18 protein-coding genes are annotated in these 21,048 nt (G+C 65.2%); 8 read left to right on the forward strand and 10 right to left on the reverse strand.

Annotated features, from left to right (window positions below; all coding sequences use genetic code 11):
* Nucleotides 1-2: 2 nt before the first annotated feature.
* From ACVW16_RS16505 to ACVW16_RS16515, 3 genes are read right to left on the reverse strand one after another with little or no spacing between them, the layout of a single operon-like run.
* Nucleotides 3-959, reverse strand: a complete 957-nt coding sequence (locus tag ACVW16_RS16505; RefSeq protein ID WP_456700218.1) for an MBL fold metallo-hydrolase — start codon at nt 957-959, stop codon at nt 3-5.
* Between the two features lie 23 nt (nt 960-982).
* Entirely contained in the window at nt 983-1,207 is a 225-nt protein-coding gene (locus ACVW16_RS16510) for a DUF2783 domain-containing protein (RefSeq protein WP_456700219.1), read from the reverse strand.
* A gap of 7 nt (nt 1,208-1,214) precedes the next feature.
* Nucleotides 1,215-2,846, reverse strand: a complete 1,632-nt coding sequence (locus ACVW16_RS16515; protein ID WP_456736942.1) for an FAD-dependent oxidoreductase — start codon at nt 2,844-2,846, stop codon at nt 1,215-1,217.
* Nucleotides 2,847-2,956: 110 nt separating this feature from the next.
* On the opposite strand from ACVW16_RS16515, the gene ACVW16_RS16520 reads away from it, so the two are divergent.
* On the forward strand, nt 2,957-3,499 hold the full coding sequence (locus ACVW16_RS16520; protein WP_456736941.1) for a MarR family winged helix-turn-helix transcriptional regulator: 543 nt from the start codon (nt 2,957-2,959) through the stop codon (nt 3,497-3,499).
* On the opposite strand, the gene ACVW16_RS16525 is transcribed toward ACVW16_RS16520, so the two are convergent.
* On the reverse strand, nt 3,500-4,306 hold the full coding sequence (locus ACVW16_RS16525; protein WP_456736940.1) for an N-acyl homoserine lactonase family protein: 807 nt from the start codon (nt 4,304-4,306) through the stop codon (nt 3,500-3,502).
* A gap of 370 nt (nt 4,307-4,676) precedes the next feature.
* Between ACVW16_RS16525 and ACVW16_RS16530 the strand changes: the two genes are divergently transcribed.
* The 4 genes from ACVW16_RS16530 (at nt 4,677) to ACVW16_RS16545 (ending at nt 11,217) form a co-directional block, all read left to right on the forward strand.
* Complete coding sequence (locus ACVW16_RS16530) at nt 4,677-6,200, forward strand: caspase family protein (protein WP_456736939.1); 1,524 nt, start codon at nt 4,677-4,679, stop codon at nt 6,198-6,200.
* A gap of 138 nt (nt 6,201-6,338) precedes the next feature.
* Complete coding sequence (locus ACVW16_RS16535) at nt 6,339-7,001, forward strand: OmpA family protein (RefSeq protein WP_456700224.1); 663 nt, start codon at nt 6,339-6,341, stop codon at nt 6,999-7,001.
* A 143-nt stretch (nt 7,002-7,144) separates the two neighbouring features.
* Nucleotides 7,145-8,074, forward strand: a complete 930-nt coding sequence (locus tag ACVW16_RS16540) for an efflux RND transporter periplasmic adaptor subunit (RefSeq protein ID WP_456700225.1) — start codon at nt 7,145-7,147, stop codon at nt 8,072-8,074.
* Nucleotides 8,074-11,217: an efflux RND transporter permease subunit gene (locus ACVW16_RS16545; RefSeq protein ID WP_456700226.1), complete on the forward strand. Its 3,144-nt coding sequence runs from the start codon at nt 8,074-8,076 to the stop codon at nt 11,215-11,217. The genes ACVW16_RS16540 and ACVW16_RS16545 overlap by 1 nt, the downstream gene beginning before the upstream one ends.
* A gap of 55 nt (nt 11,218-11,272) precedes the next feature.
* Here ACVW16_RS16545 and ACVW16_RS16550 read toward each other — a convergent pair whose 3' ends face one another.
* Entirely contained in the window at nt 11,273-11,947 is a 675-nt protein-coding gene (locus ACVW16_RS16550; protein ID WP_456700227.1) for a Crp/Fnr family transcriptional regulator, read from the reverse strand.
* A gap of 216 nt (nt 11,948-12,163) precedes the next feature.
* Between ACVW16_RS16550 and ACVW16_RS16555 the strand changes: the two genes are divergently transcribed.
* Both ACVW16_RS16555 and ACVW16_RS16560 read left to right on the forward strand, forming a co-directional pair.
* Nucleotides 12,164-14,179: an AsmA family protein gene (locus ACVW16_RS16555; RefSeq protein WP_456736938.1), complete on the forward strand. Its 2,016-nt coding sequence runs from the start codon at nt 12,164-12,166 to the stop codon at nt 14,177-14,179.
* A 133-nt stretch (nt 14,180-14,312) separates the two neighbouring features.
* A complete protein-coding gene (locus tag ACVW16_RS16560) occupies nt 14,313-16,760 on the forward strand; it encodes an adenylate/guanylate cyclase domain-containing protein (protein ID WP_456736937.1) in 2,448 nt (815 codons plus the stop codon).
* A 189-nt stretch (nt 16,761-16,949) separates the two neighbouring features.
* Here ACVW16_RS16560 and ACVW16_RS16565 read toward each other — a convergent pair whose 3' ends face one another.
* From ACVW16_RS16565 to ACVW16_RS16585, 5 genes are all read right to left on the reverse strand, one after another.
* Nucleotides 16,950-17,201, reverse strand: coding sequence for a type I restriction-modification system subunit M N-terminal domain-containing protein (locus ACVW16_RS16565; protein WP_456736936.1), 252 nt, complete (start codon nt 17,199-17,201; stop codon nt 16,950-16,952).
* On the reverse strand, nt 17,198-17,602 hold the full coding sequence (locus ACVW16_RS16570) for a PIN domain-containing protein (RefSeq protein ID WP_456736935.1): 405 nt from the start codon (nt 17,600-17,602) through the stop codon (nt 17,198-17,200). Before ACVW16_RS16570 ends, ACVW16_RS16565 begins: the two co-directional genes overlap by 4 nt.
* Nucleotides 17,599-17,829 carry an AbrB/MazE/SpoVT family DNA-binding domain-containing protein gene (locus ACVW16_RS16575; RefSeq protein WP_456736934.1) on the reverse strand — a complete coding sequence of 77 codons (231 nt, stop codon included), beginning with the start codon at nt 17,827-17,829 and terminating at the stop codon, nt 17,599-17,601. Before ACVW16_RS16575 ends, ACVW16_RS16570 begins: the two co-directional genes overlap by 4 nt.
* The gene (locus tag ACVW16_RS16580; protein ID WP_456736933.1) at nt 17,826-19,094 is read right to left on the reverse strand and encodes a Spy/CpxP family protein refolding chaperone; all 1,269 of its coding nucleotides are present in this window, start codon (nt 19,092-19,094) and stop codon (nt 17,826-17,828) included. Before ACVW16_RS16580 ends, ACVW16_RS16575 begins: the two co-directional genes overlap by 4 nt.
* Before the next feature lie 382 nt (nt 19,095-19,476).
* Nucleotides 19,477-20,523 carry a LysM peptidoglycan-binding domain-containing protein gene (locus ACVW16_RS16585; RefSeq protein WP_456736932.1) on the reverse strand — a complete coding sequence of 349 codons (1,047 nt, stop codon included), beginning with the start codon at nt 20,521-20,523 and terminating at the stop codon, nt 19,477-19,479.
* A 180-nt stretch (nt 20,524-20,703) separates the two neighbouring features.
* Between ACVW16_RS16585 and ACVW16_RS16590 the strand changes: the two genes are divergently transcribed.
* A complete protein-coding gene (locus tag ACVW16_RS16590) occupies nt 20,704-21,000 on the forward strand; it encodes a hypothetical protein (protein WP_456736931.1) in 297 nt (98 codons plus the stop codon).
* Nucleotides 21,001-21,048 lie beyond the last annotated feature (48 nt).

The raw sequence follows: 21,048 nt of genomic DNA on the forward strand, positions 1-21,048 counted from the left end.
GACTATCCTCCTCCTTGCAAGGCGGCCCACATCTCCTGGTCACGCTTGTCGGTCCAGATCACGGGATCGTCGATGCCCGACGCCTCGTCATAGGCGCGCGACACGTTGAACGGCAGGCAGTGCTCGTAGATGGCGAAGCTGTGGAATTTCGGATCCATCACCTCGCGCGTCGCCGCCATCGATTCCTTCAGTGTACGCCCCTTGGCGACGGAGACTTCGGCCGCGCCGTAAAGCGAGGTGACGAAGTCGCGCGTCATCGCGATGGCTTCGCGCACGGTGGAGATGCCTTTCAGTGCATCGCCGCGGCCCGGCGCGATCGCCTTGGGATTGAAGTTGCGGATCTCGTTCAGCGTCAGCGGCCATTCGCGCAGGTGAGCGTCACCGCAATAGCAGGCCGAGTGATATTCGATGAGGTCGCCGGAGAACATCACCTCGGCGTCCGGCACCCAGGCGACGATGTCGCCGGAGGTATGGCCGGCTCCCAACTGCATCAGGCGCACTTCGCGCTTCCCCAGATAGATCGACATCTCGCCTTCAAAGGTCAGCGTCGGCCAGGTCAGGCCGGGAATGCTTTGCGCATCCTGGAACAGGCGGGGAAAGCGGCCATATTCGGAATCCCAGTCCTGTTGGCCGCGCTCCTCGATCAGCCGATAAGTTTCCTGCGAGGCGACGATACCTTGCGCCTTGTAGGCGGAGGCGCCCAGCACCCGCACCGCATGATAATGCGACAGCACGACATATTTGATCGGCTTGTCGGTGACCGTCTTGACGCGCTCGATCACCTTGTTGGCCATCGCCGGCGTCGACTGCGCGTCAAACACGAGGCAGCTGTCGTCGCCGACGATGATGGCGGTATTCGGATCGCCCTCGGCGGTGAAGGCATAGAGATCGGTGCCGATCTCGGAGAAGGTGATCTTCTTCTCGGAGAGATCTCCGGTGGATGCGAAGTTCTTCGCCATCAGTTCGTCCTCAAGTCCCGTGGTTATTGTTGTTGCTGTTGTTGCTGCTGCCCGTCGACCATGCGGCGCTTCGCCAGCGCGAGCGCTTCCCTGAGCACGTCGATGTCGCCGATATGGTTGGCGAGGATCAGCACCAGAGCTGCGTCGAAATCGGCGCTCTGCTCGTCGCTGAGGCCGCGATGCGCCTCGACGATGGCGCGGAAAGCGTCGTCGGGCCGCGCAAAGTTGGAGCTGGTAGAGAGCGGCATATAAACCTCAATTCAGACCTGCAGCCCGAGACAGCGCCGCCGCGATCGCCTCACGCGTCGGGTGGCGGAAGCGCGCCGCGACATAGCCGTCGGGCCTCAGTAGGTAGGCAGAACCAGGCTCGGCGTCGTAGCGTCTGGCGACGAGGCCTTGGGAATCGGCAAGTCCGCCCTCGCCGCCGACGCGGATGTCTTTGACGTCATCGGGCACGTCGACCCCCGCACCATTGCTGAACGACAGCAGGGTGAAGTCCGTTCCACCCTCACGGAACGCATCGGTCAGATAGGCCTGCTCGCCGACGGGGGCATCAAGCATCGAGCAGCCCGGCGACGGTCCGCCGCGCCAGGCATCCGCATCACGTGATGACAGCGGCGAGTCATAGCTGCACGGCACCGAGAGCCGGCCGCCATTGACCATGCGCTTGCCGAACTCGGTCTCTTTGGCGAGCGACAGCACCGCCTGGCGCAGCCGCGCTTCCTGATGCGAGTTGGGTGCCATGAAATCGGTCGAACGGGTGGATTCGCGGATGTTCTCATCGGCCGCCAGGCTACGCTCGACATGGTAGCTCTCGAGCAAGCTCGCCGGCGACGCGCCGCGCAGCACGCGATCGAGCTTCCAGGACAGATTCTCGGCGTCCTCAAGCCCGGAATTGGCGCCGCGCGCGCCAAACGGTGAAACCTGATGTGCGGAATCGCCGGCAAAAATCACGCGGCCATGGATGAAGCGGTCCATCCGTCGGCACTGGAATTTGTAGAGCGAGATCCACTCGAACTCGAATTCGTCGTGGCCGAGCATGCGCGCGATCCGCGGCCGCACGTTTTCCGGTTTCTTCTCGACGACAGGATCGGCATAGCGATTGAGCTGGAGATCGATGCGCCAGACATCGTCGGGCTGCCGATGCAGCAGCGCGGAACGCCCTGCATGAAACGGCGGATCAAACCAGAACCAGCGTTCGGTCGGGAATTCCGCCGTCATCTTGACGTCGGCGATCAGGAATTGATCCTCGAACACCTGTCCGGCAAACTCGGCGCCGACCATCTGCCGCAGCGAAGAACGCGCGCCGTCGCAGGCGACGACATATTGCGCGTGCAGGCGATAGGCGCCTTCGGGCGTTTCGATCGTCAGCGCGACAGAGTCGTTGCGCTGTTCGAGCGCGGTCACCTTGTTGCGCCAGCGCAGGTCGATCCCAGGCAGATCGCTGATGCGATCGACCAGATAGGCCTCGGCATAATATTGCTGGATATTGATGAAGGCCGGCCGCTTGTGGCCATCCTCCGGCAGCAGGTTGAACTGATAGAGCTGGGACTCGCCGTGGAAAATACGGCCGACGCTCCACACGACGCCCTTGTCGACCATGCGATCGGCGACGCCGAGCCGGTCCCAATATTCCAGCGACCGTTTCGAGAAGCAGATCGCGCGCGAGCCCTCGCCGATGCGGTCGGCATCATCCAGAAGGACGACGCGCTGGCCGCGCTGGGCGAGATCGATCGCCAGCGACAAGCCCACCGGGCCTGCGCCAACGACCACGACCGGGTGCTCGGCCGGACTTTGGCCCGGGCGATCCTGGTCGGAGTGGCGGCGATAGCCAAACTGGGTCTTCGCTTGAAAGGTGTTGGCCTGATGCGTATTGGCCGGCGCCATATACTAACCTCGGCTCTGGTCAGGAGCGGACTGACCTGCTAGATAGTCTCATGTGCAACTATTTTGGACCGGCGCCGGCCGGCCGTCAACAGGAATTCGGAGCGCTCGCCTTGGCCAGGACATCCAGCGACATCGCGCTGAAGACAAGAGAATCCGACGAGGCTTCGCCGCGGCCCAAATCGCGGCTCGACCTGTTCAAGTTCGTGCCGTTCCGCCTCAACCGGCTTGCAGCGGAGGTCAGTTCCGCGCTCGCGGTCGAGTATCAGGAGCGTCACGGCCTGGATATTCCAGCCTGGCGCGTGCTTGCCACGCTCGGCTTCCGCAACGATGCCTGCAGCGCGCAGTACATCTCGCAATGCACCCGCACGCACAAATCCACCATTAGCCGTGCGGTGACCACGCTGTTGCATGGCGGCCTGATCGAGCGGGTCGAGAACGAAGCCGACCGCCGCGAATTCCGCCTGCAGCTGACCAGGAAGGGCCGCACACTGTACGAGGAGCTGTTCCCGCAATTGCTGCGGCGGGAAGACGAGATCCTCGCATGCCTCACCGCGCAGGAGCGGAAGCAGCTCTCGACCCTGCTCGGCAAGATCGAGGGAAGCCTCGATCTGGTCCAGACCAGCGAAGAGGCCGACGCCAAGCAGGCGTATTGATCACTTTGCAAACGACCGCGACGGCGGCAGGTGCAGCGCCCAGGCATCCACCTTGTCGCTGGCGCGCGGATAGATCTCGGTCACGACGGGATCGTGGCCGGGAATGTAGCGATCGGCATGCCCGGCGAGGCGTTCGATCGTCTCCCAGCCGACCGCCATGTCACCCACATTGTAGACGATCGGAAACGGGCTGCGGCGTTGCAGATTGGCATAGTAATGCGCAGCGTCGGACGCCAGCACCACCGGCCCGCGCGCCGTCTCGACCCTGACCACCTGCAAACCGTCGGAATGGCCGCCGACACGGTGCACGGTCACCCCGGGCGCGACCTCGCCGTCGCCGGAGTAGAAGGTGACGCGCTCGCCATAGACATGGCGCACCATCTGGGTGACGTGCTCGACCGAGAAGGGATGTCGCAGCAGTCCGTTGCACATGCAGCGCCCCGTCGCATAGGCCATCTCACGCTCCTGGAGATGAAAGCGCGCATTGGGGAAGCGATCGAGATTGCCGGCGTGGTCGTAATGCAGATGCGTCACGATAATGTCGCGGATACTCGACGCCGCGATGCCAAAGCGCTCCAGCGCATCGACCGGGTTGAGCGTCAGTTTTCGCGCGCGCGAGGTCGCCTCCTCGGCATTGAAGCCGGTGTCGACCAGGATCTCGCGGCCCTGCCCGCGGATCAGCCAAACGAAGTAGTCGAGATCCTGCGCCGCGCCGTCATGCGGGTCGGGCGCCAGAAAATTCATGCTGGGCGTGCGTGGCGACATCGTCGCATAGCGCAGGGCGTAGATTTCGTAAGCGTTTCCCATGGGCTCTAATTCCGGTTCTTGCTTTTTTCTGAGCGGACCTTGCGCACCAAGCCATCGCCCGCAGCAAAGGTCAAACGTGCGAGGTTGTGACGGACGCGAGACCCAATGTGAGACCAATCACACTTTCGTCGCGAGGACCGGCCTGACGTGGGCCGCCGGAACCCCGAACGAGAACGCGCCGAGGAAAATCGTGACCGCCGCATCATTCCCCTCGCAACCGACCTGCGCGTCGCGGTCAATTGTCGCAATAATGCCGAATCTCCAAGTGGTTGACGCCCCCACGCGCCGGTTTGATAATGCACTTTGCGTAAGTTAAGGTCGCCGCGGCGCAAGCTGGGAACGGCGCCTTTTTGGCTGGACCGCGCTGATTATGAAAATCCGCTTCCTTCTTCTTCTGCCCTTGCTCGCCTCTCTTTTCCCGACCGCTCCGTCGCTTGCGGCCAGCGACCGCTATGCACTGGTGATCGGCAATGCCAAATATCCCGATGCCGACAGTCCGCTGAAGGAGCCGATCAATGACGCCCGCGACGTCGCCGATGAGCTCAAGCGTGATGGCTTTACGGTTGAGGTCGGCGAGAACCTCACTGGCGACGGCATGCGCCGCGCCTTCGACAAGCTCTATGGCAAGATCAAGCCGGGCTCGGTCGCCCTGTTGTTCTACAGCGGGTTCGGCATCCAGTCGGCGCGCCAGAGCTATATGATCCCGATCGATGCGCAGATCTGGACCGAGTCCGACGTCCGCCGTGACGGTTTCAGCATCGAAGCCATCCTGGGCGAGCTCAACACCCGCGGCGCCGGGGTCAAGATCGCGCTGATCGATGCCTCCAGGCGTAACCCGTTCGAACGCCGGTTCCGCAGCTTTTCGGCCGGTCTCACTCCTGTCATCGCGCCGAACGGCACGCTGGTGATGTATTCGGCAGCGCTGGCATCGGTGGTGTCGGACGCGGGTGGCGATCACAGCCTGTTCGTCCAGGAGCTGCTCAAGGAAATCCGCGTCCCGGACCTGATGGCCGAGGAAACGCTGAACCGCACCAAGATGGGCGTCACCCGCGCCTCGCGCGGCGAGCAGGTGCCGTGGATCTCGTCCTCGCTTGCGGAGGATTTCTCGTTCATTCCCGGAGCCGGCGGATCGCGCCCGGCCGCAACGACACCGCCGCCGGCGCCTCCTGCGCCGCCGCCTCCTGCAGTCGCCAACAACCCTCCGCCAAATCCACCGGCCCCACCGCCTGCGCCGGTGGCTGCGAACAATCCGCCGGCGTCGCCCGCAGCTCCGTCGCCACCCCCGACGCCGAAACCGCAGGTCGAGGCCGCGCTGCCTCCGCCGCCCCCGCCGGTCAAACCGGCCGAGCCTGCCCCGGTGCCAAACGCCGATGGCGGGCCGAGCGCGGCCACACTGGCCGAAGATCCCACGATCAAGGGCCTGACGGCCAAGATCGCCGCCAATCCTGACGACGTGAATGCGCTGTACCGGCGCGGCCAGGTCTATGCCAGCAAAGGGGCTTACAATCTGGCCATCAAGGATTTCGATGACACGCTCCGGATCAATTCAAAGGATGTCGAGGCGCTGAATAACCGCTGCTGGACCCGCACCGTGGTCGGCGACCTCCAGGGTGCCCTGAAGGATTGCAACGAGGCGCTGCGGCTGCGGCCGAATTTCGTCGACGCGCTGGACAGCCGGGGCCTCGTGAACCTCAAATCCGGCGCGGCAAAGAACGCCATCGCCGACTTCGACGCGGCGCTGAGGATCAATCCGCGCCTGACCTCCTCCCTCTACGGCCGCGGCGTAGCCAAGCAGCGCAACGGTTCGGCCCAGGAAGGCGCACTTGACATCGCCAATGCCAAGGCGATGGATCCGAACATCGTGCAGGAATTTGCAAGCTACGGAGTGCGTTGATATTTTTTGACTTGGGGCGGGCGGCGCTCGAACCCCTGGCGATCCGGCCAAGACTAACCGAACGGATGCCGCTGGCCTTGCCGTGGGCCTGTCGCCAAGGTTTTGGAACAGCGCGGGCTCGCGCAGGAGGGACTGACAATGAGATCGGCTGGAAAGGGACTGACCGCGATTCTGTCCATCGTCACCCTCGGTGCCGCGCTGTCGCTGACGCCAGCCTTCGCCGGCGATGACGGCAACAGCCAGAACGTCACGGAGGACGAGATCGTCCGTGCCCTGGCGCCGCAGAAAAAGCCCCTGACCCGCGGTCTCTCGATCGCCCCTCAAGCTGATCCCGCGCCGAACCCGGCGGAAGCCAAGCTGATCCAATCCGTCCGCGGTCGTGCCACGCGCTCGCTTTCCTCGACCGAGCGCGAGGAGATCGCAACCGCGGCCAGGGACAAGCCGAATATCGATCTCGAAATCACCTTCGACTACAACTCGGCCGATATCAGCACCAAGTCACTCCCGTCGGTGCAGGCGCTGGGCCGCGCCCTGACCAGCCCCGATCTGAAGGGCTCGACCTTCGTGGTCGCCGGCCACACCGACGCCGCCGGCGGCGAGAGCTATAACCAGGAGCTCTCTGAACGCCGCGCGGATTCGATCAAGCGCTATCTGGTCGAGAAATACAGCATCGCCGCCGCCGACCTCGTCACCGTGGGCTATGGCAAGACAAAGCTGAAGGATCCGAACCGGCCGATGGCGGAGGTGAATCGCCGCGTGCAGGTCGTGAATATGGAAAACAAGACCACCGCATCGAAGTGACCACGGCGTAACCCGTTGCAGTGACAAGTCGTGATGTGGTGTAAGGTCTTGCTCCCGGCGCGCGTCCCCCAGTCCTGCGGGACGCCGATTCGTATCAGGGAAACCCGCTTCACAACCCCGAGCCAGGCCAGGATGATCCGGCGATGAACGTCTCCGAATATCTCAAGCCTGCGGGTACCGTGGCGTTCATCCTTGCGCTCGGCGCCGGCTATTACTGGTTCGAGCATCGGCATCGTCCCGAGGCAAAGGAGACGCCGGGCGAGGCGCTCGTCATCGTGTCGAAATCGACCAATGCCTGCTTCTCCGACCTCGTGCGGGTGACAGGCTTCTTCGTGCCGCGGCGTGAGGCCGTGGTCATCGCCGACCAGGAAGGCTCGAAGGTCACCGACCTCTTCGTCACCGAAGGTACTGTCGTCACCGACAACCAGGAGCTGGCGCGCCTGACGGCGCCGCCGCAGATTCCCGGTCAGCCGCAGAGGCCGGTCCCCCAGGGGCCGATCTCGCTGAAGGCGCCCGCACCGGGCCTCATCACGGAAGTGCGGACCATCGTCGGCGCGCCGGCCTCGCCGCAGGCCGGACCGATGTTCCGGATCGCCGTCAACAACGAGATCGAGCTGGATGCGCAGGTCCCGGCCGTGCACATGCCGAAGCTCAGCCCCGGAGCGACGGTGCGGATCAGCCGCGACGATGCCGCCGATCTGATTGGCCGGGTCCGGCTCGTCGCGCCCGAGATCGACCGTGCCACGCAGCTCGGCCGCGTCCGTATCAGCGTCACCAACAATCCTTCGTTGAAGGTCGGCGTGTTTGCCCGCGCCTCGATCGACGCCAAGCGAAGCTGCGGCGTCGCCGTCCCCAAGACCGCGATCGACCATCTGACCGTCCAGGTGGTCAAGGGCAACACCGTCGAGACGCGGAGGGTGCGCGTCGGCCTGACATCGGACAGCCAAACGGAAATCCTGGAAGGGGTCGACGTCGGCGAAATCGTCGTGGCCGACGCCGGCTCTTCGCTCCATGACGGCGACCAGATCAAGACCATGTTCGCCGATGAACTCGATCGCACGCGGGTACGCTGATGGCTCTCAATATCTCGGCATGGTCGATCCGTAATCCGCTGCCCTCGGTGGTCTTTTCGATCATCCTCCTAATTCTCGGCTGGACCTCCTTCACCAGGCTCGCGATCACACGACTGCCCTCGGCCGACATTCCCGTGATCTCGGTGGCGGTGGCGCAGTTCGGCGCCGCGCCCGCAGAGCTCGAATCCCAGGTCACCAAGACGGTCGAAGACGCCGTCTCCGGCGTCGAGGGCGTGCGGCACATCACCTCCTCGATCACCGATGGCGTGTCAGTCACCACCATCCAGTTCGCGCTGGAGACCAACACCGACCGCGCGCTCAACGACGTCAAGGACGCGGTGACCCGCGTGCGCTCGAACCTGCCGCAAAACGTCACCGAGCCGCTGATCCAGCGCGTCGACGTGATCGGCCTGCCCATTGTAACCTATGCCGCGATCTCGCCGGGCAAGACGCCGGAGCAGCTCTCCTATTTCGTCGACGACGTGGTCAAGCGCGCGCTGCAGGGCGTGCGCGGCGTCGCCCAGGTCGAGCGCATCGGCGGTGTCGAGCGTGAGATCCTGGTTTCGCTCGATCCTGATCGCCTGCAGGCGATGGGGCTGACTGCCGTCAATGTCAGCCAGAGCCTGCGCGGCACCAATGTCGACGTCGCCGGCGGTCGTGCCGAGATCGGTAAGAACGACCAGGCCATCCGGACTCTGGCCGGCGCCAAGACTCTCAGCGACCTCACCGGCACCATGGTCCCGCTGTTCGGCGGCGGCGAGGTTCGTCTCGACGATCTCGGCACCGTGACCGACACCATCGCCGACCGCCGTACCTTCGCCCGCTTCAACGGCGAGCCGGTGGTCGCGCTGGGCATCAAGCGTTCCAAGGGCGCCAGCGACGTGAAGGTCGCCGCAGCCGTGCAGAAGCGCATCGACGCGCTCAAGGCCGCCTATCCCGATGTCGACCTGAAGCTGATCGATACCTCGGTGGACTACACCAACGGCAATTACGAAGCGGCGATCTCGACCTTGTTCGAGGGCGCCATTCTCGCCGTCGTCATCGTGCTGCTGTTCCTCCGCGACTTGCGCGCCACCATGATTGCCGCGGTCTCGCTGCCGCTGTCGATCTTCCCGGCGTTCTGGGCGATGGACATCCTCGGCTTCTCGCTCAACCTCGTCAGCTTCCTGGCCATCACGCTGTCGACAGGTATTCTGGTCGACGACGCCATCGTCGAGATCGAGAACATCGTGCGGCACATGAACATGGGCAAGTCGCCCTATCGTGCCGCCCTCGAAGCCGCCGACGAAATCGGTCTCGCGGTGATCGCGATCTCGCTGACCATCATCGCGATCTTCGCGCCCGCGAGCTTCATGTCGGGCATCGCCGGGCAATTCTTCAAGCAGTTCGGCATCACGGTCTCGGTGCAGGTGTTCTTCTCGCTGCTTGCGGCGCGGTTCGTGACGCCGATGCTGGCCGCCTACTTCCTCAAGCACGGCCATCACGAAGAGCCGCCGCCCGGCCGCATCCTGCGCACCTATCACGGCCTCGTCTCGTGGTCGGTCAAGCATTATTTCATCACGGTGCTGATCGGCTTCGGCATCTTCGCGGCCTCAATCTGGAGCATCACGCTGCTGCCGCAGGGCTTCCTGCCGGCGCAGGACAGCGCCCGCTCGCTGCTGGCCCTCGAACTGCCGCCGGGCACGCAGCTCGCCTACACCGAGAAGGTCACCGAGGACATCGTCGCGCGCCTGCGCAAGCGGCCGGAGGTGAAGAGCATCTTCGTCGATGGCGGCCGCGTTCCACCGGGGACCCAGGAAGTCCGGCGCGCTTCGCTGATCATCAACTACACGCCCAAGAACGACCGCAAGATTACCCAGCGCGAGCTCGAATTCTCGATCAGTCAGGAACTGGAGAACGTTCCCGATATCCGGTTCTGGTTCCTGGACGAGAACGGATTGCGCGCGATTTCGCTGGTGGTGACCGGTGTCGACGCCAACATCGTCAACAACGTCGCCAGTGAACTCGCGACGCAGATGAAGCGAATTCCGACCATCTCCGACGTGATCTCGGAGACGTCGCTGGAACGTCCCGAACTGCGCATCGAGCCGCGCGCCGATCTCGCCGCGCGACTGGGCGTCTCGACCGAAAGCCTCTCGCAGACCATCCGTGTCGCGACGATCGGCGATGTCGGTCCGGCGCTCGCCAAGTTCGACGTCGGCGACCGCCTTGTGCCGATCCGAGTGCAGCTCGAGGACGCGGCGCGCGGCAACCTGAAGACGCTCGAGCAGTTGCGCGTTCCGCTCGGCGAGCACGGCGAGAAGGGCGGCGTACCCCTCTCGGTCATCGCCGACGTCAAGCTCGACCAGGGTCCGACCAGCATCAACCGCTACGACCGCGAGCGGCAGGCAACGGTCGCGGCCGATCTCGTCGGCTCCGCGGCACTCGGCGACGCCACCAAGAAGATCTACGATCTCCCTGTCATGAAGAGCCTGCCGAAGGGCGTGAAGGTCTCTCCCTCCGGTGACGCCGAAAGCCTCAACGAACTGTCCGACGGCTTCGCCACCGCGATCACGGCCGGCCTGATGATGGTCTATGCGGTGCTGGTGCTGCTGTTTGGCACCTTCCTGCAGCCGATCACCATCCTGTTCTCGCTTCCGCTCTCGATCGGCGGTGCGATCGCGGCCCTGCTTGTCACCGGCAAGCAGCTCACCACGCCGGTCTGGATCGGCATCCTGATGCTGATGGGCATCGTGACCAAGAACGCGATCATGCTGGTGGAATTCGCGATCGAATCGATCAATGCCGGCAAGCCGCGCGACGAGGCGATGATCGACGCCGGCATGAAACGCGCCCGTCCGATCGTGATGACCACGATCGCGATGGCCGCCGGCATGATGCCGAGCGCGCTCGCGGTCGGGGCCGGCGGCGAATTCCGCTCGCCGATGGCGCTCGCGGTCATCGGCGGCCTGATCTTTTCGACCATCCTCTCGCTGGTGTTTGTGCCCGCAATGTTCATGGTGATGGACGATTTCGGCGCCCTGATCTGGCGCTTCGGCAAGCGGCTGATCGTGCACAGCGAAGACGCCGAGACCGGCGGCCACCATGAAGCCGCGGATACGGCGCATGCGCCGAAGCGCATCGTGCACCCGGCGGCGGAGTAAGCGCGCTCTGCAGAAGCCGTCGCAGCGACGAAAGTCTTCGCCGCGACGCCTCGTCCTACTCGTTTCGCGCGATCGCGGTCAGCTTGGACATATTCCGCAGCAGGATGCGGCCGCGCTGGAGATCCAGGATTGCTTCCTTGCGCCAGGCCTGAAGCTGGCGGTTGACGCTCTCGCGAGCGGCGCCGACGAAGACGCCGAGTTGCTCCTGCGAGATGTGGACTTCGGAACCGAAATCGGCGGCAAGCGCGCAGAGCCGGCGCGCCAGCCGCACCGGCAAAGGCTGCAACATCGACTCTTCCATGCGTTCGCTCTGCCAGCGAATGCGCTGGCACAAGAGCGCGATGATCTTGATCGCGACCTTTGGCTCCCGTTCCAGAAAAGCAAGAAAGTCTTCGCGCCGCAACACGAACAATTCGCTGGCTTCACCGGCGGTCGCATCCGCAGTGCGGCTCTGGCCGTCGAGCACCGCGACCTCTCCGAACAGATCGCCCGGACCCATGAAGTTCAGCGTCAGCCGGCTGCCATCGGACGCCCCAGTCTCGATGCGGACCTGACCACGGCGCACGCCGAACAGCGCGTCTCCCGCATCGCCCTTCTGGAACAACACCTCGCCATTTGCCAGATGCTGGGTGTGGCAAAGATTGGACAGCCGCTGGAGCTCGTCGGGACCGAGGTCGGCGAACATGGCATTCATTTTCAGAATGACCGCAAATTCCGCCTGCTTGCTCATTTCAACGTCCTTGTGAATCTCTTCGGCAAATCGCTTGGAGGCATCGACGTCAGGATCGCGTAAAACCGCACCGGGGAAGTGTGTCATAAGTCACATAACTTTGCAGCACCTCCTGATTATTTTTAGGCGCTTGGAGCGGTCTCCCGTCCCGGGATAAACTCAGGCGAATGGGCGGCAACCGGCCGGTTTCGACGCCGCAGTTCTTGGAAATGCGACATGAGAGCAATGAAATTCGCCGGCGCTGCGGTGGCCGCAATCATCATCGTGGTCGGTCTGCTGCTGGTGATCGGGATTCCCTCGGGCTTCCTGACCGCGACGATTGCCTCGCGCGTCGAGCAGGCGAGCGGCTATCGCCTCTCGATCGACGGCTCCGCCAAGATCAGCTTTTGGCCGACGCTGAACATCACGCTGAACGATCTGACGCTGCAGGATCCCAAGGACCGCAGCGGCATCACGCGCCTGACGATCGACAGCGTGCAGGCCGACATGTCGCTTGCGAGCGCATGGTCGGGCCATCCCGAGATCAGCGAAATTGTCGTCAGCCACCCCGTGCTGCACCAGCCGCTGCTGCGCGAGCGCCTGCCCGACAGCGGTGCGTCGCCGCAGGCGTTCGCGCTCGACATGAGCGGCGCGACGATCGAGCGCATCAAGATCAGCAACGGCGAGGTCGCATTCTCTCGCGCGCGCGATCGCGTCGAAGGCCGCATCAGCGCCATCAACGCCGACGCCGTCACGAGCCGCGACCGCAAGGTCAATATCGCCGGCACTGCGCGCGTCGGCGAGCACCCGACCAGGTTCGACATCAAGGCGACGACGCCGGCGCCACCGAACGAGCGGCAGACCATCCCGGTGGATTTCGCCATCGACATGCCCGACGTGCTGAAGGCTCAACTCGCCGGCCATGCCGACATGCGGCTGAACGGCGCGGTCGTGATGATCAACGGAGTCAGCGGCACGCTCGGAGATGGCGGCTTCAATGGCTGGGCCTCGGTCGACATCGCGAGCAAGCCGCTGGTGAAGCTCGATCTCGATTTCCAGCGGCTCGCAATCCCGCTGGTGAAATCGCCTGGCGGTGCGGCTGGGGAGCCCTGGAGCGATGCGCCGATCGACGTGTCCGGACTCAATTATGTCGACGCCCAGATCAGAGTCTCGGCCAACGAAGCCGTCATTGGCGATGCCCGTCTAGCGCCGCTGGCGGTTGATGCAAAGCTCGCAGGCGGCATCTTGAAGGCGGGCACGGCCAATCTTGGCACTTACGGCGGCCAGGTCTCGGGCGAAGCGATTTTGGATGCGACCGGCGGCGCGCCGAGCTTTGCGATGCATGCCGACCTCGTCGGCGTGCGTGCGCTGCCGCTGCTGCAGGGCCTTGCCGAATTCGACCGCATCGACGGCAAGCTGCAGGCCAAGCTCGCCCTGCGCAGCGCCGGCGCCAGCCAGCGCGCGCTGATGGCGAACATGCAGGGCACGGCCTTCGTCAATTTCCAGGACGGCAGCATCCGCGGCATCAATGTCGCGCAGATGATCCGTTCCCTGACCTCCGGCACGCTGTCGGGCTGGCAGGACAACCAGAACGCCAGCCAGGAGCAGAGCACGGACCTGTCACAGCTCTCCGCCTCTTTCCGCATCGACAAGGGACAGGCGGTGACGACCGATCTCAATCTGGTCGGGCCGCTGGTGCGTGTCACCGGCGCCGGCACCATTGCGCTCGACACCAAGATGATGGGCTTTCGCGTCGAGCCGAAACTGGTGATGACGACCGAAGGCCAGGGCCGCACGTCCGAACCGGTCGGCTTCGGCATTCCCGTGATGATCACAGGCCCGTGGTCGCAGCCGCGGATCTATCCTGACATGGCCGGCGTGCTCGACAATCCTGATGCCGCCTATGCGAAGCTGCGCGAGATGGGCAAGGGCCTGTTCGGCCCTGACGGCGCCGGGCTCGGCAATATCCTGAACAGTTTTGGCCTCGGCGGCAACGCCGATCCGCAGGCGCAGCGGCCGGGCCAAGGACAAGGGCAAAACAATCTGCTCGGGGGCCAGTTGGGCGAAGCGATCGGCAATCTGATCCAGCAGGGGCTGTCGAGCGGCAACGGAAACGGCGCCAGCCGAAACCTCAGCCTGCCCGGCGCACCGGCGCCGCAGGCCTCGCCGGCCCCGCCGACCCAGGACCCGCCTGCGGCGCAGCAGGACAGCCAGCCGATGAACGACCTGATGCGGCAGCTGTTTAACAGGTGATTGGCGGACGGCGTTTCCCGCGGGTAAGCCACACGAGCCCCTCGCCGGTTCACCGGCCCAAATTGTGATAAAAGGGCCGTTCGGCCTGTGCGGCCCATGGCGCCGGCGTCCGTCGTGGCGCGAGAGGATCCGGATGGCGGGAGCGAAAGACAAGACCTGGTTTCTGCGCGGGGGCCTGTTCGCCAAATATGTCGTCTCCCTCGTCGGCCTCGTCGTGTTCGTGCTCGCCGTCAACGGCGCGATGGAGACGTGGATCTCCTATCGCGCCACGAGGACACAGCTGACCGGCGGGCTCGAGGACAAGGCGCAAGCCACCGCGCGGCGCCTGGAGCAATCCGTCTCCGAGATCGAGCGCCAGATCAGCTGGGTGACGACGGCCAGCCGGGACACGATCGAGAAGCGCCGCGCCGATTATGCCCAGCTGCTGCAGCAGGTCTCCGTCGTCTCCCAGCTGTTCCAGCTGAACGGCGACGGCCGCGAGGTGCTGCGCGTTTCGCGCCAGTCGACCACGACCGGCAGCAATGCGGACCTCTCCCGCGACCTGCGCTTCCTTGATACGGTCGCGCGCGGAGTCAGCTACTCGCCAGCCTACTTCTCGGACGGCACTCCCTACATGTCGATCTCGGTGGCACATTCCGGCTTCAATGCCGGCGTCACCGTAGCCGAGGTCGATCTCAGCTTCCTCTCCCGCTTTCTGTCGGACGCACAGGTCGGCAAGGCCGCCTTCGCCTATGTGGTCGATGCACATGGCCGCGTGCTCGCGACCTCGTCCAACGGACCCGATCTCGGCAGCGATTTGTCGAAACTGCCGCAGGTCGCGGCTGCGATCGCGCCCGGCCGCGAGCCCGCGACGTCAGGCACCGACTTCAACGGCCACGCGGTGCTGTCAGCCGAGAGCACCGTGCCGAAGCTCGGCTGGAGCGTGCTGTTCGAGCAGCCGGCCTCACAGGCGCTGATGCCGATCCGTGACCAGCTCGTGCGCATCGCGCTTTTGATCGGCATGGGCCTGCTGGTCGCGATCCTCGCCGGCACGCTGCTCGCGCGGCGCATGATCATCCCGATCACGGCGCTGCGCGACGGCGCGCACAGGCTCGGCGAGGGCGAGTTCAGCCATCGCATCGACGTGCACACCTCCGACGAGCTGGAGGAGCTCGCCGGCCAGTTCAACCGCATGGCCGGGCAGCTCCAGGAGACCTATACGGACCTCGAAGCGAAAGTCGAGGCGCGCACCCGCGATCTCGCCCAGTCGATCAACGAGCTGAAGGTGCTGGAAGAGGTCGGCCGTGCGGTGGCGTCCTCGCTCGACCTCAATGCCGTGCTGCCGACGATCGCCGCCCGCGCGCTGGAGATCAGCCACGCCGATGCGGTGCTGATCTACGGCCATGATGCCGAACGCCATCGCTTCAACCTGGTCGAGGCCGACGGCATCGACAAATCGGCCGAAGGCGCCCACGTCACGATCGACGAAGGCGACAACATCCTGAGCGATGCCGCCGAGAGCGGTGAGCCGATCGCAATCGCGGACCTCGACCACGCCGCCGGGCAGCCGCTGCGCGACGTCGCGCTCGCCGCCGGCTTCCATGCGGTGCTGGTGGTGCCGCTGGTCGACCAGCAGGGCACGCTCGGCGCGCTGGTGGTGCTGCGCCGCGCCAGCGGCGCGTTCGAGGGCAGCCTCACCGGCCTGATGCGCACCTTCGCCAACCAGGCGGTGCTGGCGATGCGCAATGCGCGGCTGTTCAGCGAAGTCGACCACAAGAGCCACGCGCTGGAGAGCGCGAACCAAACGGTCCGCGCCCAGGCCGACAAGCTGCGCGAGCAGACCGAGCAGCTCAAGGACTGGAACAAGTCGCTCGAGGAGCGCGTCGCGACCCAGCTCGGCGAGATCGAGCGCATCCGCAAGCTCGAGCGCTTCCTCGCGCCGCAGGTGGCGCAGCTGATCGCCTCCTCCGACAGTCCCGAGGGGCTGCTCACCAGCCAGCGCCGCGAGGTCACCGTGGTGTTCTGCGACCTGCGCGGCTTTACGGCTTTCACGGAAGCGACCGAGCCGGAGGAGGCGATGAACGTGCTGCGCGAATATCACGCAGCGCTGGGCAAGCTGATCTTCAAATATGAGGGCACGCTCGACAAATATGCCGGCGACGGCGTGATGATCCTGTTCAACGCGCCGATCCAGTTCGAGGACCACACCACGCGCGCCGTGAAGATGGCGGTGGAGATGCGCGACACCATCGGCCCCCTGACCGAGCGCTGGCGCAACCGCGGACATAGCCTCGGCTTCGGCATCGGCATCGCGCTGGGCTATGCCACGCTCGGCCAGGTCGGCTTCGAGCAGCGGCTGGAATATGCCGCGATCGGCAGCGTCACTAACCTCGCCTCCCGCCTGTGCGCCGAGGCCCATGCGAACCAGATCGTGGTCAGCCGCCGCGTCTACGGCATGGTCGAGCCATGGGTCGAAGCGCGCGCGCTCGATGATCTCCAGCTCAAGGGGTTCAATCACCCGGTGCTGGCCATGGAGATCTTGCGCTGGCGCGAGGAAGTCGACAACGTCGTGGATGCCTCCGCGGCGCGGCGTCGGGGATAGAAACCAACGCAAAGATCGAAAACAACCCCATGCACAGTAGACAAGTCACCGGGCGGCCCTGCGATTTTCTCGAAATTGCGGATTATTCGAAATTTTCCTTGACGCGTCGGGCAAAACACCGGCATGATGGCATCGTCGGGCGTTAGGGCTGAAGCTCGTCTTGCCCTGTAGGCGTCTCTGGCGCTCGCGTCATCGGGTTGGGTTGTCTCCAGGAGCTTCGCGTAGGTCTCGCTCAACGCTTCGCCGGAGAGGTCCTTGATGTCGTCCCAGCGCGCGCCTTTGGGCAGCATCGAGGCTTCGCCTCTGGGTGACGCGCTCCTCGTCCATCTTGAGAAAGAGGAGACAGGAGATCTGGCTGATATAGGCCTGATAGGAGACGCCCTGATCGCGCAGGACGTGGGCGAAATTCCAGACTTTGGCGACGAGGGTTTGGGCGTTCACGGCGCGCTCCCGAGAAACGGATTGACGATGGAGAGCCCACTGAAGCCGCGGCCGTGCTGCAGGTCTTCGCTGTAGAGCGTGTCGCAGCCGGCCTCGATCGCCGCTGCAACGATCAAGGCGTCGTAAAACGCGAGGGTGTGATCGCGGGCCAGAGCAAGCGCCGCAGCGTGCGTGTCTGACGTCAGCGGCGCGATGTCGGGAAAGCGAAAGCGCAGCGACTGCACGGCGGCTTCAATGACAGGCCAATCCAGCCTCTGCTTCTTGCGCGGCACGTTGGTGAACTCGTTCAGGACCTGGGCACTGATGACACCACCGCCGGCAATCGTGGTCAGCGCTTGCTGGCGCCGTGCGTCGGTCGAATACGCATAGATCAGGATATTGCTGTCGAAGAACGCGTTCACCGCTCGTTCGCCTCGTCGCGATCGAACTTGTAACCCTCGGGCAGGGGAAACTGGAACTGCTCCACCTGCCTGAGAAATTCCGCTCGCTTGTCGACCTTCTCCACCGCGAGCCTTCCCTTTGAGGCTTCCACCACGTTGAGTTCGTCGCCGGGTGAAAGGTTCAGGGCGTTTTGCGGCGGAAGATCATCGAGCGGAGCCCCGACCGCTGCGCGGCTTCGCCTGCTCACGTCCCCCGCTTCGGCCCGATCGCCTCGAAAGCCGCCTTCTGCTCGTCGCTCAGGTCGGCTTCGAAATCATCGAGCGCATCGGCGACGCCGCCCACCGCTTGCAGCATCGTCTGGAGCCGTGTCTTCACGGCCGCGAGGCGGGCCTGCGGTGTCGCTTCCGCCTTCATCGGGCAGGAGCTCAGCGCCTGCATGGTGCGCAGCGTGGTGTCCTGCAGCACGTCGAGCCGGGCGCTTCCGGTGTCGTCGAGCTTCAGCATCGAGACGATCTCGGCGGCGGGCCATTGCTGCTGCACGAGCTGCTCGTACTGGTGCTGGGCCTGCACGTCGTAGCGGGGATCGTCGTTCGGATCGCAGGCTTTGGCCGCCTGCGCGTCCTTGTGCTGGGCCGATGCGAGGGCGGCACGGCGCTGCTGCGCCAGCGACTCCAGCTTTGCTTTCTGGCCGTCATCGAGCAGGTGGACGACTTTGTCCAATGCCGGCGCGATCGCGTCCGTGGCCTTGATCATCGCCTCCAGACGGGTCTGCATCACGCCGAGGCGCTCCGCGGCCGTCGCGGGCGCCTGCGCCGGACAGGAGGCGCGGATGATATCGCGCGCGGAGATCCAGGCGGCGCCGAGATCGTCCAGGACCGAGCGCTGCATCTCGTTCGGCTGAACCAACTCGGCGATACGTTCGACAGGCAAGCCGCCGGTGTCGCTGCCATCGCAGACCGTCGCCACCGACGGAACCCTTCGCCCGCGGCGGCCGTGCGGCGCGGTGTAGGCGGCGAGCTCCGGCGCGGCATAGGGCGCGAAGATCGCGGCATAGATATCGCCGTAGCCATAGAGCGAGAGACTGGTCGTATCGCCGAAAATGATTGCAGCGGTGAGATCGTCATGCGCGAACGGCCAGAACACCGGACCGATCCAGCCATAGCTGCCGTCAGGGTGACGCCACCAGCCCTGCGGGCGGTGGCCGCCATGCCAGCCCGACAGCGCGGCCTGCGCGGTGAGCGCCGCGCGCACGACATAGGGATTGGCGGGCCGGCCGCGCTCGGCTCCGTCCGGCCTCGGCCGCGGATCCTGCGACCGCAACGCGGCATCACGGGTACGGCCGCCGCGCACGCCCATGCGGGCATGGCGCAGGCGCGACAGACCGAGCACATGGCCGACGGCAAAGCGCGCAACACCGAGCGGCCCGCCGCGCAATCCGAACTGCGCTTCCGCTCTGTTGGGCAACAGCACTGTCAGAATGACAAGAATCGCGCCGGCAAGCGCCGGTCCCAAGCGCGATCTCGACAAGACCACTGAACCGACCAACGAGCTGACCACCCCTTGGCCCTCCTCCAGCCAAGCGCACCACGTCGCAGAGATGACTCGCGAGGGAACCAATTGTTCCGCGACGCGACGGGCGAAGCGTCAGCGGACCCCCGAGGCGCTATCGCGGCGAGCGCTCCCTGCGGCAGTGCTATCGCATATGGTGTCCACGATGCGGCGGCATCGGCGCCGGGCTTCCTCTCCCGCTTGCGGGGGAGGGTTGGGGTGGGGGTGCCTCCGCTCGGGAGGGTATTCCTGGGTGGTGAGAGCCCTCACCCGCCGCGCGCGGCACGATGCTTCGCATCGCCCGGGGCGCGTCGGCCTCTCCGCAAGCGGGAGAGGCGAAGCAAGCTCACTGCGGCTTTTGCGGCACCACGACGGTCTGGCCGGGATAGATCAGATTGGGATTGCGGATCTTCGCGCGGTTGGCGTTGAAGATCACCGCATAGCGGGCGCCGTCGCCATAGGCGAGACGGCTCAGCGCCCAGAGGCTGTCGCCGCGGGACACCACCCGGCTGCCGCCGGCCTCCGCCGTCGCCGGGGTGATGGCCTCCGCGGGCGAGGCCGATGCGACGGCAGCATTTGCGGCCGGCAGCCTCGCCATGGATTTGGGTTTCGGCGAGCCCATCATGCGGGGCCGGGCCGCTTGCGTCGCGGTAAGGCGTGGCGGCGGCAAGGACGCGACGACGTCTGATTTATCGTCAGGCTTTTCGACCGGCTTCGCGTCCGGCTTCGGCGCCGCCGCGACGCGCGCCGGCGGCGAAGCCTCGGCGATCGTCACCGGCATGGTGCGGCTCGACTGCACGACGGTGCCATCCGGTGCCGTCGCCCGCAGCGCCAGCTCATAGCTGCCGGCGGGAAGTTTTGGCGGGGTCATCACGAACTGGCCCGATGCATCGGCCACCACGCTGTCGAGCGGCTGGCCATCGCGCAGCAGCTCGACCTTTGCACCGGGCGCGGCCTGGCCGGCGATGACAGCAGCCTCGCCTTGATCGTCAACGCGGGCGACGTCGAAACGGGGGCCGCTGTCGGCAGCTGAAAGCTGCGACTTGGCCGGCGCGATCTCGGCCAGCGCCGCGACCTGCTTCCGGGTCTCGGCCATGGGAGAGGCTGACGGTGCCGGCGCAGCCGCGGCAAGCTTCGGTTCGCCGGTCTTCGCCTCCGACTTGACCCCGGTGTCGGCCTCTGCGTTGGCCTCGACCTTCACCTCGGCCTTTGCCTCAGGCTCGAGCTTGGTCTTCGCTTCGGGCTGTTTCTCGTCCGGCTTCACGACCGCGGCGACCTCTGTGTTCGTCTTGCCCGGCAGCAGCCGGCGCAGCTCGGCGGGGCCGATCACCAGCACGGTGCCGACCACCGCCAGCAGACAGAACGCAACGAAGGCCTTGGATGCGGTGATCATCAGTCATCAAGCCTTGATCAAAACCTGGGAAATCAACCCCGATAAATTGCGCCGTTTTGGCTACGGCAGCAAGCCTGGATAAGTGAACCGCCAGGGCTGACGCACGTCAAATCAGCGAGGCCGCTTCGCGGCAATTCTTCAAGGGTATTTCACCGTGACCGCATCTTGCCGCGCCGCGCCATGGCTGGCGCTTGCCTTGACGCTCGCCCCCCCGGGCTCGCGGCTTCCGGGCCGCCGCCGGGTCTCCTGGAGGGCACGGAAGACGCCTATCGCAAACTCGGCGTCGATTGGCCCAACAACCGCTATCTCCTGATCTCGCTCGGCGGCCAATACGACGAGCATCCGAACAACACCGTCATGAAGGGCCTCGGCGGCTGGCAATGCCGCTACGACCTTCAGACCGGAAAATTCGACGTGCCCGGGATCTTCGCCAAGGACAATGCGGACGCGCTGACATGGGAAGTGAAGCGGGAGTGAGCGGCTGGCGGGACCGGATCAGGTTCGTGCCCTTTCGGGGGCGCGCCA

The organism is Bradyrhizobium sp. USDA 4474 (genome assembly GCF_054057515.1).